Origin of the sequence: Paracoccus marinus (genome assembly GCF_007018965.1) — a bacterium.
GTDB lineage: Bacteria > Pseudomonadota > Alphaproteobacteria > Rhodobacterales > Rhodobacteraceae > Paracoccus > Paracoccus marinus.
Map to the genome: position 1 here is coordinate 71,886 of NZ_VJYZ01000013.1, position 15,971 is coordinate 87,856.

Consider the following 15,971-nt stretch of genomic DNA (forward strand, 5'->3'; position numbering starts at 1 on the left):
GCCCCCGTCAGGAAGTCCTTTTGCCACCCCCTGCCGCCTCGGCCGCCGCCTTAGCCCGGTCGGGGTGGGCCGCAACCATCCGCTCGTCCACCGCCGCGCTTTCGGCGATCCGCAACAGGTTCGGCCAGCCGTCGATCGGCACCCCCCAGCGGGCGGCGTTGTAAAGCTGCGGCACCACGGCGCAATCCGCAAGTCCGGGATCGTCGCCCATCGCAAAGCGTCCGCCCGGCGCCCGGTCCAGCAGCCGTTCGACCGCGGCAAGGCCGCTGGCGATGTTGTCGGTATTCCACCGCGCCCGCGCATCGGCGCCCGCCAGCGCCTCGACCCGGTTCAGCACCCGCAGGTTCGACAGCGGATGGATGTCGCAGGCGATGGCCATCACGATCGCGCGGGCCGTGGCGCGCGCGGCCGCATCGTCGGGAAGCAGCGGCGGCGTGGGCCGCGTCTCGTCCAGATAGGCGATGATGGCCAGCGACTGGGTCAGCGCCAGCCCGTCGATCTCAAGCACCGGGACCAGCCCCTGCGGGTTCAGCCGCAGGTGGCCGTCGCCGCGCTGCGCGCCCTGGGTCAGGTCCACCGCGACCGTGTCGTAGTCGATCCCTTTCAGCGCCAGCGCCAGCCTGACGCGGTAAGCGGCGGACGAGCGGTAGTAGTCGTGCAGGACCGGCCGGATCACGGTCACGCCCTCGCGGGCAGGATCCTGCCCGAGCAGGGGCCAAAGCCGATCCGGTAGCCCGGCCCTTCGGCAAAGCCGTAAAGCGCGACCGTGTCGCCGTCCTGGATGAAGGTCCGGGCCTCGCCGTTGACGGTGACGGGTTCCTTGCCGCCCGCCGTCATCTCCAGCAGCGCCCCGGTCTGGTCCCGCGCTGGCCCCGAGATGGTGCCGGTCCCCAGCAGGTCGCCCACCCGCATCGGGCAGCCGCTTTCGGTGTGGTGCGCCAGCTGCTGCGCCGACGAATAATACATCACGTTGTAGTTCGTGCGGGCCATGTCCTGCCCGTTCATGGTCCAGCCGACCGTCAGGTCGAAGAAGCCGGGCCGTTCCTCGTGGAGATAGGGCAGCAGCGGGTTGTCGCGGGTGGCGCCGTTGCAGCGGAACGGTTCCAGCGCGGCGACGGTGACGATCCACGGGCTGATCGTGGTCCCCAGCGCCTTGGCCTGGAACGGCCCGAGCGGCTGGTATTCCCACGCCTGGATGTCGCGCGCCGACCAGTCGTTCAGAAGGACGTAGCCGAAGATCGCGCGCTCGGCCGACTCGACGCTCAGCCGCTCGCCCATCGGGGTGTCGGCGCCGACGATGGCGCCCAGTTCCAGTTCCAGGTCGAGACGGCGGCAGGCGGTCCATTCGGGGCCGTTCTCGCCCTTCACCTGCCCCATCGGGCGGACGATGTCGGTGCCCGACACGACGACCGACGATGCGCGCCCGTTATAGCCGATGGGCATGTGGGTCCATTGCGGCGGCAGCGCGTTTTCCGGGCCGCGAAACAGGACGCCCACGTTGTAGGCGTGGTTCTTCGAGGCGTAGAAGTCCGTGAACTCCGCCACCCGGATCGGCAGGTGCAGCGTCGCGTCGGCCATCGCCACGGTGGGCAGGTCGCGGTCGCCGCCTTCGGCCAGCAGTTCCGTCAGCCGCGCGCGGACCCGGTCCCATGCGGGGCGGCCCAGCGCGATGAAGTCGTTGAGGACGGGGGCGGAAAACGTGCCGCCCGCGTCCAGCTTGCCCGCCTGTTCCGCCGCCGCCAGATCCACGATCCGGTCGCCGATCGCGACCCCGCAGCGGGGCGCGCCCCCGCCGATGGAGAACACGCCGTAGGGCAGGTTCTGCAGCGGAAAGTCGGTGCCGGGGTCGTTCGCGCTGTCGATCCAGCTGGTCGGGGCGTCGGTCGTCGGGGTTTCGGTCGTCCGGCTATCGGGCATCCGGGTATCGGGCATCGGTCGGTCCTTCGTGGTCGGGTCGGGCGGCGCGGCGGCCACCCCTTATTTCGTGCCGGGCGTGCCGTCGAACTTCTTTTCCAGGCTCTGCCAGCAATCGACATAGTCGTCCTGCAGCGGCATCTCGGTCGCGGCCCATTTCGTGAGCATCTGGGGAAAACGGGTCTCGAACATGAACTGCATCGTCTCGACCTGCTTGGCGGGCACCATCGGCTCGGTCGAGCCGTGCTCGAACGCGTTCCGGTCGGGGCCGTGCGGCAGCATCATGTTGTGCAGGCTGACGCCGCCCGGAACGAACCCCTTGGGCTTGGCGTCGTAGATGCCGTGGATGTTGCCCATCAGTTCTGACATGACGTTCTTGTGGTACCAGGGCGGGCGGAACGAATGTTCTGCCACCAGCCAGCGGTCGCGGAACAGCACGAAGTCGATGTTCGCGGTGCCGGGCAGGCCCGAGGGCGCGGTCAGCACGGTGAAGATCGACGGGTCCGGGTGGTCGAACAGGATCGCGCCGACCGGCGAATAGGCGCGCAGGTCGTACTTGTAGGCGGCGTAGTTGCCGTGCCACGCCACCACGTCCAGCGGGCTGTGGTCGATGAAAGTCTCGTGGAACTCGCCGCACCACTTGATGACGACGCGGGACCGCGCCTCGCGGTCCTCGAACGCGGCGACCGGGCACTTGAAGTCGCGCGGGTTGGCCAGGCAGTTGGCGCCGATCGGGCCGCGGCCCGGCAGCTCGAACATCTGGCCGTAATTTTCGCAGACAAAGCCGCGGGCGGGGCCCTCGACCAGCTCCACGCGATACACGAGGCCGCGCGGGATGATCGCGATTTCCTGCGGCTCAAGGTCGATCACGCCCAGCTCGGTGCAAAACCGCAGCCGCCCTTCCTGCGGGACGACCAGCAGTTCGCTGTCGGCGGAATAGAAGTATTCGTCCTGCATCGACTGCGACACCAGATAGACGTGGCTCGCCATGCCGACCTGCGTGTGGACGTCGCCCGCCGTGGTGACGGTCCGCATCCCGGTGATCCAGGTCAGCGGTTCGCTGGAATGGGGCACCGGGTCCCAGCGGTACTGGCCCAGGCTCGTGACGCCGGGCAGGACGTTCGGCGCGGTCTTCCAGTGCGGCACCTCGATCGGGGCGAAGCGGCCCACGTGCTTGACCGAGGGGCGGATGCGGTAGCACCAGGTCCGTTCCGGCATGTGGGCGGTGAAGGCGGTGCCCGACAGCTGCTCGGCGTAAAGGCCGTAGTTCACCTTCTGCGGGCTGTTCTGGCCCTGCGGCAGCGCGCCGGGCAGCGCCTCGGTCTCGAAGTCGTTGCCGAAGCCCGGCATGTAGCCCGGGGTCGTGCCCTTGCCGTTCCGGTCCTGGGTCATCCCCTCGGGCAGCGCCTGCGGGGGCCGGGACATCACGCGTCCATCCTGCATCTTCGTCGTCCTTTCGCCTTGGGTGTGGCGCGGCGGGCGCACGGCCCGCCGGCGTCATTTCAGCAAGTCGGCGCCCCGCGTCTCGCGCGTCGTCAGCATGACGAGGATCGCGGGCAGCGCCATGATCGTAGCATACCAGCCGACCGCCATGGGCGCGCCGAAACGCTGCATGAGCCAGGTGCCCACGATGGGCGCCAGCGCCCCGCCCAGGACCGCCGCCACCGAATAGGCGGTGGACATGGCGGTATAGCGGACGCGGGCCGGGAACAGTTCGGTGAAATAGGCCGACATGCCGCCGACGATGATCCCGTGGCAGGTCAGCGTCAGGATCGTGGCCCAGCGCAGCTGTTCGGGCGTGGCACCGACGGGCAGGGTGAACAGGTGGAACCCGGCCATGAGCCCCAGGACGAGGCCCGCGATGGTGACGGGGCGGCGGCCGATCCGGTCGGCCAGCGCGCCTGCGGCGAGGATCGAGCCGACCTCGACCAGCGAGCCCCAGAACACCGCGTCCAGCGCGGCGGGGCGCGGCGCCTTCAGCCAGACCGTCGCCAGCACGATGAAGAAGCTGGAGAACAGGTAGAACATGGTGCTTTCGCCCATCTTCACCAGCAGCACCCGCAGCATGTCGCCGGGATACTCGGCCAGCGCGGTCCGCAGCGGCGCCTGCACGACCTCGTGCCGGTTTTCCTGCACCTCGACGAAGGCGGGCGATTCCTCGACCCGCGCGCGGATCCAGTAGCCAAGGCCGATCAGCACGATTGAGGCGAGGAACGGGATCCGCCAGCCCCAGGCGACGAACGCGTCCTGCCCGACCCATCCGATGACAAGGCCGATGGCCGCGGTCGCCAGCACGTTCCCGGCCGGCCCGCCGATCATCGGAAACCCGGTCCACAGGCCGCGCTGCCGCGCGGGCAGGCTTTCCGCGATCATCACCAGCGCGCCGGTCGATTCGCCCCCCACCGCGAAGCCCTGCAGCACCCGCAGGACCAGCAGCAGCACGGGCGCGAGGACGCCGACCTGCGCGTAGGTGGGCAAAAGCCCCATCGCGACCGTGGACACGCCCATCAGGGCGATGCTGTACATCAGCGCCTTCTTGCGCCCGATCCGGTCGCCCAGGTTGCCGAAGAACCAGCCGCCCAGCGGCCGCGCGACAAAGCCCACCGCCTGCGTCATCAGCGCCGCGATCAGGCCCGCGACCGGGTCCGACGACGGGAAGAACGCGGTGTTGAACACCAGCACCGCGCAGACGGCGAAGATGGCGAAGTCGTACCATTCGACGATGGTGCCCATGCTGCTGGCGATGAGCAGGCGCACGCGCGCTGCGGTGGCGACCGGGCGCGCCGCATGCGGGCCTGGCTGAACGTAGGTCATTCTGTCCCCCCCTTGGACGGCCGGCGATCCGTCCGCGGCCGCCGCCTGAAAGGTGCGTAGGGCAGGTGTGGTTGCAACGGCAACCATAATGTTTCATGTGCAACGAAATGTGAGCGGGCTCGCGACGGGCTTGCGGCGGGCTTGCGGCGCGCCCGCCCGGACCCGTTGCGCGGCTGTCCCCCGCCATGCGACCAAGGGGCACCGGAATCAGCCCCCAGGATCGACGTGCCACGCAACGACGCCGAACCCCGGCACCCCGACACCCCGTCCATCGCTCGAACCGCCCCGCCCGCCGAGACGGCAAGGGCAGGGCCCGACACCTCGCGCGTGGTCGCCCGCGCGCTCGACGTGGCGCTGGCGCTGGCGGCGGCCGACGGGCTGACGCGGGCGGAACTCGCCCAGCGCTTGCGGCTGCCCGCGACGACGGTGCTGCGGCTGCTGACGACGCTCGCCGCCGTCCGCATGGCCGAGATCGACCCCGCCACCCAGCGCTGGACGGTCGGCCCGGCCGCCTTTCGCCTTGGCGCCGCGTTCCTGCGCCGGGGCGGCCTGGGCGAGCGTGCGGCGCCGGTCCTGCGCGGGCTGGCCGCGGACAGCGGCGAAACCGCGCTGCTGGTCGTGGCCGACGGCGACGCGGCGATGGTGGTGGGGCAGGTCAGCCCCGCGCACCCGGTCCGCGCCGACCTGCCCGACGGCGCGCGCCTGCCCCTGCACGCGACCGCCGCGGGCAAGGCGCTGATCGCGCACCTGCCCTTGCAGCGGGTGCAGGCGCTGCTGGGGCGCGGCGCGTTCCCGTTTCACACCGACGCCACCCTGACCGACCAGGGGATGCTGACCGCCGATCTTGCCACCATCCGACACACCGGCGTGACCCGCGACGCGGGCGAATGGCAGGCGGGGTTGTCCAGCATCGCCGCGCCGGTCTTTGGGGGCTTGGGCAAGCCGGTGGCGGCGCTGGCGCTGGCCGGGCCTTCGGCGCGGCTGACGGGGGCGCGGATGGACCAGCTTGCCGCCTCGCTCGCAAACGCCGCGCGGGCGCTTGGGCAGGCGCTCGGCGGCTGACGCGGCCCTTTTCCGGGCCGGTCGCAAAGGCTAGGTTCGGGGCGATGACCACGCTCGCCCGTATCCCCGACGCCGACGAGGCGCTGACCGCCTGTCTCGCCCGCGTCCTTGCGGCGCTACTGGGGCCGGGCGACAGTGTGCTGCTGGACGGCCCGGTGGGCGCGGGCAAGACCCACTTCGCCCGCGCCCTGATCCGCGCCCGGCAGGGCGACGCGGCCGAGGACGTGCCCAGCCCCACCTTCACCATCGTCCAGACCTACGAGGACGCGGCGGGGACCGAGATCTGGCACGCCGACCTCTACCGCCTGACCGACCCGTCCGAGCTGGTCGAGCTTGGCCTTGACGAGGCGCTGCCCACCGCCGTCACCCTGATCGAGTGGCCCGACCGCATGGGCGCGCCGCCGCCCGGCGCGCTGACGGTGATGCTGCGCGAGACCGCGCCCGACCGCCGTCAGATCGAACTTTGCGGCGATCCCGCCCGCTGGCCCGCCATCCCCCGCGCCGCCGCGATCGCCGGGTTCCTGCACGGCGCGGGCTGGGCGGAGGCGCGGCTGGACCCGCTTGCGGGCGACGCCTCGGCGCGGCGGTATTTCCGGCTGCACGGGCCCGTGGGCCGCGCCGTGCTGATGGACGACCCGCCGCCGGGCAGCCTGTCGCGCTATCTCGCCATGACCGGCTGGCTGAGGGCGCGCGGGTTCCACGCGCCCGCCGTGCTGGCGCGCGATGAGGCGCAGGGCCTCCTGCTGATGGAGGATCTGGGCAACGACCTGCTGGCGCGGGTGCTGGGCGACGATCCCGCCCGCGCGCCCGAACTTTACGCCGCCGTCACCGACCTGCTCGCGGACCTGGCCCGCCACGCCCCGCCCGGCTTCGCCCCGGCGCTGGACGGGGCGGAGCTTGCCGCCCAGGTCGGCCTGTTCACCGACTGGTACGCGCCGGTCGCGGGCGAACCCGGCGCGGGCGCGGGCGTGCCGCAGGCGATCGCGGCGCTTTGGGACCGGCTGTGCGCCGACATAGCCCCGGTGACGGGGCTGCGCGATTTCCATGCCGAGAACATCGTGCTGCTTGATGATGGCACGCTGGGTCTTCTCGACTTTCAGGACGCGGTGGCGGTGCATCCAGCCTATGATCTCGTGTCGGCGCTGCAGGACGCCCGCCGCGACGTGGACCCTGGGGTCGAGGCCGCCTGCGTCGCCCGCTACGTCGCCGCGACCGGCGCGGACCCCGCGCGGTTCGGCGCGGCCTACGCGCTGCTGGGCGCGCAACGCAGCCTGAGGATCATGGGGATCTTCACCCGCCTTTGCATCCGCGACGGCAAGCCGCGATACCTTGCGTTCATGCCCCGCGTCTGGACCGCGATCCGGCGCGACGTGGCGCACCCGGACCTTGCCCCGCTGGCCGCCGCGCTGGACGGGATCGCCGCCCCGGATGCAAGCGTCATCGAAAGGATCCGCGCCCGATGCGCCAGCCCGACACCCTGATGCTGTTCGCCGCCGGCCGCGGCACCCGCATGGCGCCGCTGACCGACACCACGCCGAAGCCGCTGATCCCGGTCGCGGGCCGCACGCTGCTGGACCGCGCGCTGGACGTGGCGCGCGACGGCGGCGCGCGGCGGATCGTGGTCAACACCCACCACCTTGGCGACCAGATCGTGAAGCACCTGGACGGCAGCGAGGTCGCGGTGTCGGACGAATCCGACCTGCTGCTGGAAACCGGCGGGGGCCTGCGCCGCGCGCTGCACCTGCTGGGCACCGATCCCGTCATCACGATGAACCCGGACGTGGTCTGGACCGGGCCGAACCCGGTGGCGGCGCTGCGCGCGGCGTGGGACGCGGGCCGGATGGACGCGCTGTTGATGCTGGTGCCCGTGGGCCGGGCCGAGGGGCGGCAGGGCGGCGGCGACTTCGCCATCGCCGCCGACGGGCGGATCGCGCGGCAGGGCGATCTGGTCTATGGCGGCGCGCAGATCATCCGCACCGACCGGCTGGCCGAGATCGGCGAGCAGGTGTTCTCGCTCAACCGGCTGTGGGACATGCTGATCGCCGACGGGCGCGCCTTTGGCGTCGTCCACCGCGGGCGCTGGTGCGACGTGGGCCGGCCCGACTGCATCCCGCTGGCCGAGGCAATGCTGGCCGAGGCGATGCTGACCGATGGCTGACCTGTCCGGCCTTTACGCGCTGCCTGCGGGCGTCGATTTCGCCGCGGCCTTTGCGGACGGGCTGATCGCCCGCATGGCCGCCCGCCCGCCCGAGGCGCTGGCGCAGGTCACGATCCACGCGAACTCGGGCCGGACCCTGACCGCACTTCGCGCCGCCTTCGAGACGCGGGGGCCGCTGCTGCTGCCGCGCCTGCGGCTGCTCGCGGACCTGGGCGCCGAGGGGGCGGATACGCCGCTGGCCGCGCCCCTTGCCCGCCGGATGCAGCTGGCGCGGCTGATCGAGGCGATCCCGCCCGACGCCCGCCCGGGCCAAAGCGTGCCGGAACTGGCCGCGACCCTGTCCGAGCTGATGGCCGAGATGCAGTCCGAAGGGCTTGGCGCGGACGCGCTGGACCGGATCGAGGCCGCCGAACACGCGGCCCACTGGCAGCGCGCGCTGGCCTTCCTGCGGATCGCGGCCGGGTTCCACCTGTCCGGCCCGCCCGTGGACCGCGAGGCGCGCCAGCGCCGCGCCGCCGAGCGGCTGGCGGCGGACTGGGCGGCGGGCCGCAACCTGCCCGACGCGCCGGTGATCGTCGCCGGATCGACGGGGTCGCATGGCGGCACGCGCCTGTTCATGCAGGCCGTCGCGGCGCTGCCCGACGGCGCGGTGGTGCTGCCGGGCTTCGACTTCGACACGCCGCAATCCGTCTGGGACCATCTCGACCAGGACGGCGACGCGCCCGACGACCATCCGCAGGCGCGGTTCGCGCCCCTTGTCCGCCGCTTCGGCGCGCCGCGGCCGTGGACCGGCGCGCCCGCCCCCGATCCCGCGCGGGGCCGGCTGATCTCGCTGGCGCTCAGGCCCGCGCCGGTGACGGATCAGTGGATCGCCGAGGGGCCCGCCCTTGGCGATCTGGTCCACGCGACCCGGAACCTGACCCTGATCGAGGCCGAACATCCCGCGGCCGAGGCCGACGCGATCGCACTGGCGATCCGCGAGGCAATGGAGCGCGGCGAGGCCGTCACGCTGATCGCCGCGGACCGCACCGCCACGCGGCGGGTGCAGGCGGCGCTGGACCGCTGGCGGCTGATCGCGGACGACAGCGCCGGGCAGCCGCTGCCCCTGACCGCCGCCGGGCTGTTCCTGCGCCACGTCGCGCGGCTGTTCGGCCAGCCGCTGACCATCGACCGGCTGCTGGTGATCCTGAAGCACCCGCTGACGGCGACCGGCAGCGACGCCGTGCCGCGCAACCTGCACCTGCTGCACACCCGCGACCTGGAACTGCATCTGCGCCGCCACGGCCCCGCCTTTCCCGACCGCGCGGCGCTGGACGCATGGGGCGCGCGCAAGCGCCCCGGCAGCGACACGCCCGACCCGGACCGGCTGGCCTGGGCGGGCTGGGTCGGGGCGATGCTGGACCGGATGCAGCCGCTGGCGCTGGACCGGGGGCCGCGCCCGCTGGCCGCGCGCCTGTCCGACCTGCGCGCGCTGGCCGAGGCGTGGGCGGCGGGCCCGGACGGCGACGCGCTGGCATCGCGGCTGTGGGACGCGCGTCCCGGGGAACTCGCCCGCGCGGTGATGGACCACATGGCCCTGCACGCGGGCGACGGCCCGGCCGCCACGCCCGGCGACATGACCGACCTGCTGACCTCGCAACTGCAGGCGCAGGCCGTGCGGCAGGACGTGGCCGCGCATCCGCTGGTCCGGTTCCGCGGCCCGCGCGAGGCCCGGACCGAGGCGCGGGGCCTCGTGATCCTCGCCGGTCTGAACGAGGGCGCGTGGCCGCAGCCCCCCGCGCCCGACCCCTGGCTCAGCCGCCAGATGCGGCGGCAGGCGGGGCTGACCTCGCCCGAGCGGCGGATCGGGCTGTCCGCCCACGACTTCCAGATCGGCCTGTCGGCAAGGCGGGTGATCCTGACCCGCGCCCGGCGCAACGCCGAGGCCGAAACGGTGCCCTCGCGCTGGCTGAACCGGCTTGCGAACCTCGTGCAGGGGCTGGGGGGCGACCAGAACGGCCCGCAGGCGCTGCGGGCGATGCGGGCGCGCGGGCAGGCGTGGCTCGACATGGCCGCGACGCTGCGGACGCCCGCGCAAGCCACGCCGCCGGAACCCCGGCCCTCGCCGATCCCGCCGCCCGGCTCGTTGCGCGACCTGTCGGTGACCGGCGTCTCGACCCTGATCCGCGATCCTTACGCGATCTATGCGCGCAAGGTGCTGCGGCTGAACCCGCTGGATCCGATGCGGCCCCGGCCCGACGCGGCCGAACGCGGCAACGTGCTGCACGACATCGTCCGCGACTTCCTGACCCCGCCGCCCGCGCCGACCGACGGCCCCGCAGTCCTGCGCGACCGGCTGATGGCGGCGACCGACCGGGTCCTTGCCCGCGACGTGCCGTGGCCCGCGATGCGGCTGTTCTGGCGCGCGCGGATCGCCCGAATCGCCGACCGGCTGGCCGCCGACGAACACGCGCGGCTGCAACTGGGCCGCCCCGCCGTGATCGAGGAACGCCACGCCGTGACCCACCCGATCGGCGGCGCGGACTTCACGCTGACCGCGCGGCCCGACCGGATCGACCACCTGCACGACGGGACCGCCCACGTCTATGACTACAAGTCGGGCAGCCCGCCCACCGACCCGCAGATCCGCGCCTTTGAAAAGCAGTTGCCGCTGGAGGCCGCGATGATCCAGCGCGGCTGGCTGGGCGAGCGGCGCTGCGTGTCGGGCACCAGCTACATCCGGCTGGGCGGCGACGGCGAGACGATGGACCGCGACTGCCCGCCCGACTTCATCGACGAGACGTGGGACAAGTTCGTGGCGCTGGTCACCGCCTATGTCACGGGGGCCGCGGGCTTTACCGCGCGCGCCGCGCCGATGACGGTGAACGAACGCGGCGACTTCGACGGGATCTCGCGGTTCGGGGAATGGACGCTGGCCGACATGGCCGTGCCGGGAAAGGTGGGCCATCATGGATGAACGGATGCCCGCGACCGGGACGGTAGATGGTGGTGATGCGCCGCTGGACGACGCCACCCGCGCGCAGCGGACGGCGGCCGATCCGGGGCGGTCCACCTGGCTTACCGCCAACGCGGGCTCGGGCAAGACCCGCGTCCTGACCGACCGCGTGGCGCGGCTTCTGCTGGGCGGGACCCGGCCCGAACGCATCCTGTGCCTGACCTACACCAAGGCCGCCGCGTCCGAGATGCAGAACCGCCTGCTGGCGCGGCTGGGCGGCTGGGCGATGCTGCCCGACGAGGCGCTGCGGGCCGAGCTTGCCCATCTGGGGATCGCGGGCGCCCCCGACCTGCGGGCCGCGCGGCGCCTGTTCGCGCAGGCGATCGAGACGCCGGGCGGGTTGAAGGTCCAGACGATCCACAGCTTCTGCGCCGCCGTCCTGCGCCGCTTTCCGCTGGAAGCCGGGGTGCCGCACGGGTTTTCAGAACTCGACGACCGCTCGGCCGCGAACCTGCGGGCCGAGATCCTCGAATCCATGGCGCTGGACGGGGTGGCAAGCCTGAACGGCATCGCGATGCTGCTGAGCGAGGACCGGCTGGACGCATTCCTGGCCGGGCTTCGCGATCACGACCTGCCGCCCTGCGCCGACCGCATCTGGTCGCAGGCGGAGCTTTCGCCCGGCTATTCGCAAGGCAGCCTGCTGGCCGAGGTGTTTCCGGGCGGCGATTGCCTGGTGATCGCGGCGATGATCCCGCATCTGCTGGCCAGCGGAACGAACGACGGCAAGGCCGGGCGGACGCTGGCCGTGGGCCGCTGGGACGCGCCGACCATGGCCGAGCTGGCGCTGCTGGAGGACGTGCTGCTGTACGGCGACAAGGCGGCAAGCCCCTTCGGCGCCAAGATCGGCAAGTTCCCGACCCAAGGGCTGGCCAAGGGACCGTGCGCGGCGCTGATGGACGACCTGATCCACCTCATGGGGCGGGTCGAGGGCGCACGGGGACGCAGGCTGGCGCTCGCCCATGCCGAGCGGACGCTGGCGCTGCAGGCCTTTGGGCACGATTTCTGCGCGCGCTACACGGCGGCGAAGCAGGCGCAGGGCTGGCTGGATTTCGACGACCTCATCAGCCGCACGGCGCGGCTGTTGTCGGACGGCGCGATGGCGCAGTGGGTGCTGTTCCGGCTGGACGGCGGGATCGACCACATCCTGGTGGACGAGGCGCAGGACACCTCGCCCGGCCAGTGGCAGGTGATCGAACGGCTGACCGACGAATTCACCGCCGGCGCGGGCGCGCGGGGGGATGGCGGCGGCGGCCCTGGGTCGGGCCAGCGGACGCTGTTCGTGGTGGGTGACCCGAAGCAGTCGATCTATTCCTTCCAGGGGGCCGACATCGCCGTGTTCGAGCAGCGGCGCACCGGCTTCACGGCCGCCTTCTCGGTCCTCGATCCGCCGATGCAGCACGCGGCGCTGGAACATTCGTTCCGGTCCTCGCCCGCGATCCTGTCGGTGGTGGACGCGGTCTTTGCAGGCGACGCCGCGCGCGGCCTGGGCGTGCCGCCCCACCACATTCCGTTCCGCACCGCGATGCCCGGCCGCGTCGATCTGTGGCCCGCCGTGCCGAAGCCCGACCGCGCCGAGCCCGCCGACTGGGCCGCCCCGGTGGACGCGCCCACGCCCGATTCCGCCGAAACCGTGCTGGCCGACGCGATCGCCCGCCAGATCGCCGCCATGCGCGGCCAGCCGATCCTGCCCGCGCGTGGCGGGGCCGTGCGCCCGGTCCGGGCGGGCGACATCCTGATCCTCGTCCAGCGGCGCAGCGCGCTGTTTCCCGAACTCATCCGCGCGCTCAAGGCGAGGGGCCTGCCGGTGGCGGGCGCCGACCGCCTGAAGCTCGCCGCCGAAATGGCGGTGCGCGACATCCGCGCCGTGCTGTCGTTCCTGGCCACGCCCGAGGACGACCTGGCGCTTGCCACCGCGCTCCGCTCGCCGCTGTTCGGGCTGAGCGAGGACCAGCTTTACCGCCTTGCCGCGCCGCGCAAGGGCCGGCTGTGGCCCGCGCTGAGGAACGATGCCGCCCATCGCGGGGTGGTGGACCTGCTGGCCGACCTGCAGGAACAGGCCGACTTCATCCGCCCCCACGACCTGATCGCCCGCCTGCTGGTGCGCCACGGCGGGCGCGAACGGCTGGTCGGCCGGCTGGGCCACGAGGCCGAGGACGGGATCGACGCGCTGCTGTCGCAGGCGCTGACCTACGAGGCGGCGGAACCTCCGTCGCTGACCGGGTTCCTCGTCTGGCTGGCCGAGGACGACGCCGAGATCCGCCGCCAGCCGGGCGCCGCGGGCGAAGGCGAGGGGCTGATCCGGGTGATGACGGTCCACGGCGCCAAGGGGCTGGAAAGCCCGATCGTGATCCTGCCCGACACCGCCGTGCGCGGCGCCAGCCACGACGCCCCCACGATCACCCCGCCCGAGGGGCCACCTGCGGTCTGGCGCGGCCGCAAGGCCGAACGCCCCGCCACCATCGCCGCCTGGGCCACGCGCGAGGCGGAGCGGCGGGAAGAGGAAAACCGCCGGCTTCTCTACGTCGCGATGACGCGGGCGGAAAGTTGGCTGATCGTGGCCGCGGCGGGCAAGACCGGCGCGGGCGAGGACAGCTGGCACGCCATGGTCGCGGCCGGGATGGACCGGGCCACGGGGCTGGACGAAGCCGAGACCGAGATCGAAGGCGTCGGCCCCGCCCGCCGCCTGTCGTTCGGCGCATGGCCCGCGCAGGCGGCGGCCGATGCCGACGTTGCACCTGCGGACCCCACGGTGCTGCCCGCGTGGGCGCTTGCCATCCCGCCCGCACCCGCGCGAAAGGCCCCGCGGATCGCCGCGACGGCGCTCGGCGGGGCCAAGGCGATCGCGTCGGGCGATCGCGGGATCGACGCCGAGGCCGCGCGGGCCGAGGCGATGCTGGCCGGCACCCGCCTGCACCTGCTGCTGGAGGAACTGCCCGGCCGCGACCCCGCGCGGTGGCCCGCGCTGGCCCGCGCGGCCCTGTCCGGGGCCGAAGGCGGCCTGCCCGACGACCCGACCCTCGCCGCGCTCATCGACGAGGCGGCAGCGGTGATCGGCGCCGAGGCGCTGGCCCCCGCCTTTACCCCCGCCGGCGCGACTGTCCTGCGCGAGGTGCCGCTGGCCGCCGACATCCCCGGCCTGGGCCCCCTGTCGGGCACGATCGACCGGCTTCTGGTCCTGCCCGACCGCGTCGTCGCCATCGACTACAAGTCCAACGCCGAGGTGCCAGCCACGCCCCGCGACGTGCCGGACGGCATCCTGCGCCAGATGGCCGCCTACCGCGCCGCGCTGACGCTGATCTACCCCGGCAGGCGGATCGATGCGGCGGTGCTGTGGACCACCGCGCGGTCGCTGATGGACCTGCCGGACGAGGTGCTGGAGGCGGCGCTGGCGCGGCGGTAGGCGGATGCGGGGCGCGGCGGAAAAGCGCCCGCGGCTGGTAGTGTCACGGAACTGACGCGAAGCGATGCCAGCGTAAGCGGCGTATTGGGTTAGGGTATTTTCATGCAGGATGTTCCGTGCGGCACCGCGCCTGCCGCTGGTCGGGAAATGACCGATCCCGAAATGCTCGATTTGCTGGAAAAGCAGATCACAAAGCTCGCATTAGCCGGGGCCAATGTACGGCAAACGGCAGAGTTCTTGAGGGTCGGCGAATGGCTCCTCGCGTATGAAGGCGTGTACGTGCTGAACCGGAAGCATCCGGGCATCCTTGTCGCGTGCGATATGCAGGCGCTGAACGACTATTTTGATGAGGATATGTCGGACCTGGATTGAGTTGCCTTGTGCACACTAAAGTCCAACGCGTGACACAGGGCCTTTGTCTATGACCGTTTTTCTCGCAAAAAGCAGTGTTGTAGAGTTCACCCGTCAGGAGTTTCTGGACTTCATTTGTTTCATCGCATCCGTCCCGGGCAAAACACAAGCAGAGAACAACAAGTACAAGTTCCATTTCAGTGAGCTGGTAAAGCCTGATCCTCGGGGATGTGACATAATTTTCTGGCCCGAACCCGGCACCGATTCGCCGGAAAAAATGCTTGAAGAGGTCGAACGCTTTCGTCGTGAAAACAATCTGCCGGGATTCAAGGACAGCGTCGACGCGAGGCGGCATGATGGAAACAACCTGCCCGATGCAGCAACAGTGTCTGCTTACGTCACTGTTCCTCCACGACTGACTAAATCCGAAATGATCCATTTGCTAGAGGTTCAAATCGCCAAGCTTCACAAAGCCGGCGCCGATATGTCCGTGGAACAGAGATGCTTCCGGGTCGGAAATTGGGTTTCTGCTTTCGAATTCGTCTTCGTGACGGAACGGCAGTTTCCGGGCGTCCTCGACGCAGGGGACGTGGAGGCATTGAACAAGTATTTCCGTCAAGGTGCAAAGGAACTGTATTGATAACGAGAAAGAAGGCAGTGAAGAAATGAAGAGGTTTCGTCGGAATGACTACCTTGAGAAGCGCACCATATCCGACTTTACGCGCGGTGAGTTTCTTGACTTCATAAAGTTCATCGGGACCGCACCCGGAAAGACAGAAGCCGAAAACGACCGCTGGGTTACTCACTTCGACAAGCTGGTCTATCCCGATCCGCGCAGGAACAGGATCCTTTTCTGGCCCGAGCCGGGTAAGGACTCGCCAGAGAAGATGCTGGAGGAAGTCGAGCGCTTTCGACTTGAGAACAACTTGCCGGGGTTCAAGGACAGCGTCGACGCGAGGCGGCACGATGTGGACAATTTGTCCGATGCAGCAACGGCGCCTGCTTACGCAAATGTTCCTCCACGACTGACGAAATCAGAAATGATCCATTCGCTGGAGGTTCAGATCGCCAAGCTTCACGAAGCCGGCGCGGACATGTCTATGGATCAGCAGTTCTTCCGGGGCAAAAATTGGGTTTCTGCTTTTGAAGGCGTCTTCGTAACTGACCGGAAGTTTCCGGGCGTCCTCGACGCAGGTGACGTGGAGGCTCTGGACAGGTTTTTCCGTGAGGGTGGGTTGTCAACAGACTGAGCGTGCGGGAAGCGTTCGTCCGGCCGT

General features: G+C 71.1%; 12 protein-coding genes. 8 read left to right on the forward strand and 4 right to left on the reverse strand.

The genetic code is table 11. From position 1 onward, the window contains the following. Window positions 1-7: 7 nt before the first annotated feature. The 4 genes from maiA to FNF32_RS08105 all read right to left on the reverse strand — a co-directional run bounded on the left by maiA (window position 8) and on the right by FNF32_RS08105 (window position 4,728). A complete protein-coding gene (gene maiA / locus FNF32_RS08090; protein ID WP_246087741.1) occupies window positions 8-682 on the reverse strand; it encodes a maleylacetoacetate isomerase in 675 nt (224 codons plus the stop codon). After that, a complete protein-coding gene (gene fahA, locus FNF32_RS08095) occupies window positions 679-1,917 on the reverse strand; it encodes a fumarylacetoacetase (protein WP_131673477.1) in 1,239 nt (412 codons plus the stop codon). The genes maiA and fahA overlap by 4 nt, the downstream gene beginning before the upstream one ends. A 60-nt stretch (window positions 1,918-1,977) precedes the next feature. Then, on the reverse strand, window positions 1,978-3,339 hold the full coding sequence (hmgA, locus tag FNF32_RS08100) for a homogentisate 1,2-dioxygenase (protein WP_185961902.1): 1,362 nt from the start codon (window positions 3,337-3,339) through the stop codon (window positions 1,978-1,980). A gap of 72 nt (window positions 3,340-3,411) precedes the next feature. After that, window positions 3,412-4,728 carry an MFS transporter gene (locus FNF32_RS08105; protein ID WP_131673470.1) on the reverse strand — a complete coding sequence of 439 codons (1,317 nt, stop codon included), beginning with the start codon at window positions 4,726-4,728 and terminating at the stop codon, window positions 3,412-3,414. A gap of 225 nt (window positions 4,729-4,953) precedes the next feature. Here FNF32_RS08105 and FNF32_RS08110 point away from each other — a divergent pair, with 225 nt between their 5' ends. From FNF32_RS08110 to FNF32_RS08145, 8 genes are all read left to right on the forward strand, one after another. Next, window positions 4,954-5,790, forward strand: coding sequence for an IclR family transcriptional regulator (locus FNF32_RS08110; protein ID WP_185961896.1), 837 nt, complete (start codon window positions 4,954-4,956; stop codon window positions 5,788-5,790). 44 nt (window positions 5,791-5,834) lie between these two features. Next, window positions 5,835-7,271, forward strand: a complete 1,437-nt coding sequence (gene tsaE / locus FNF32_RS08115) for a tRNA (adenosine(37)-N6)-threonylcarbamoyltransferase complex ATPase subunit type 1 TsaE (RefSeq protein ID WP_131673472.1) — start codon at window positions 5,835-5,837, stop codon at window positions 7,269-7,271. After that, complete coding sequence (locus FNF32_RS08120; RefSeq protein WP_185961897.1) at window positions 7,250-7,948, forward strand: nucleotidyltransferase family protein; 699 nt, start codon at window positions 7,250-7,252, stop codon at window positions 7,946-7,948. The genes tsaE and FNF32_RS08120 overlap by 22 nt, the downstream gene beginning before the upstream one ends. Beyond that, the gene (addB, locus tag FNF32_RS08125; protein ID WP_143796558.1) at window positions 7,941-10,904 is read left to right on the forward strand and encodes a double-strand break repair protein AddB; all 2,964 of its coding nucleotides are present in this window, start codon (window positions 7,941-7,943) and stop codon (window positions 10,902-10,904) included. Before FNF32_RS08120 ends, addB begins: the two co-directional genes overlap by 8 nt. After that, complete coding sequence (gene addA, locus FNF32_RS08130) at window positions 10,897-14,343, forward strand: double-strand break repair helicase AddA (RefSeq protein ID WP_246087742.1); 3,447 nt, start codon at window positions 10,897-10,899, stop codon at window positions 14,341-14,343. The genes addB and addA overlap by 8 nt, the downstream gene beginning before the upstream one ends. Window positions 14,344-14,445: 102 nt before the next feature. Then, complete coding sequence (locus tag FNF32_RS08135) at window positions 14,446-14,715, forward strand: hypothetical protein (RefSeq protein WP_131673661.1); 270 nt, start codon at window positions 14,446-14,448, stop codon at window positions 14,713-14,715. A gap of 49 nt (window positions 14,716-14,764) precedes the next feature. Beyond that, window positions 14,765-15,334, forward strand: a complete 570-nt coding sequence (locus FNF32_RS08140) for a bacteriocin immunity protein (protein WP_131673660.1) — start codon at window positions 14,765-14,767, stop codon at window positions 15,332-15,334. Between the two features lie 25 nt (window positions 15,335-15,359). Beyond that, window positions 15,360-15,944: a bacteriocin immunity protein gene (locus tag FNF32_RS08145; RefSeq protein ID WP_131673659.1), complete on the forward strand. Its 585-nt coding sequence runs from the start codon at window positions 15,360-15,362 to the stop codon at window positions 15,942-15,944. The last annotated feature ends 27 nt before the right edge of the window (window positions 15,945-15,971 follow it).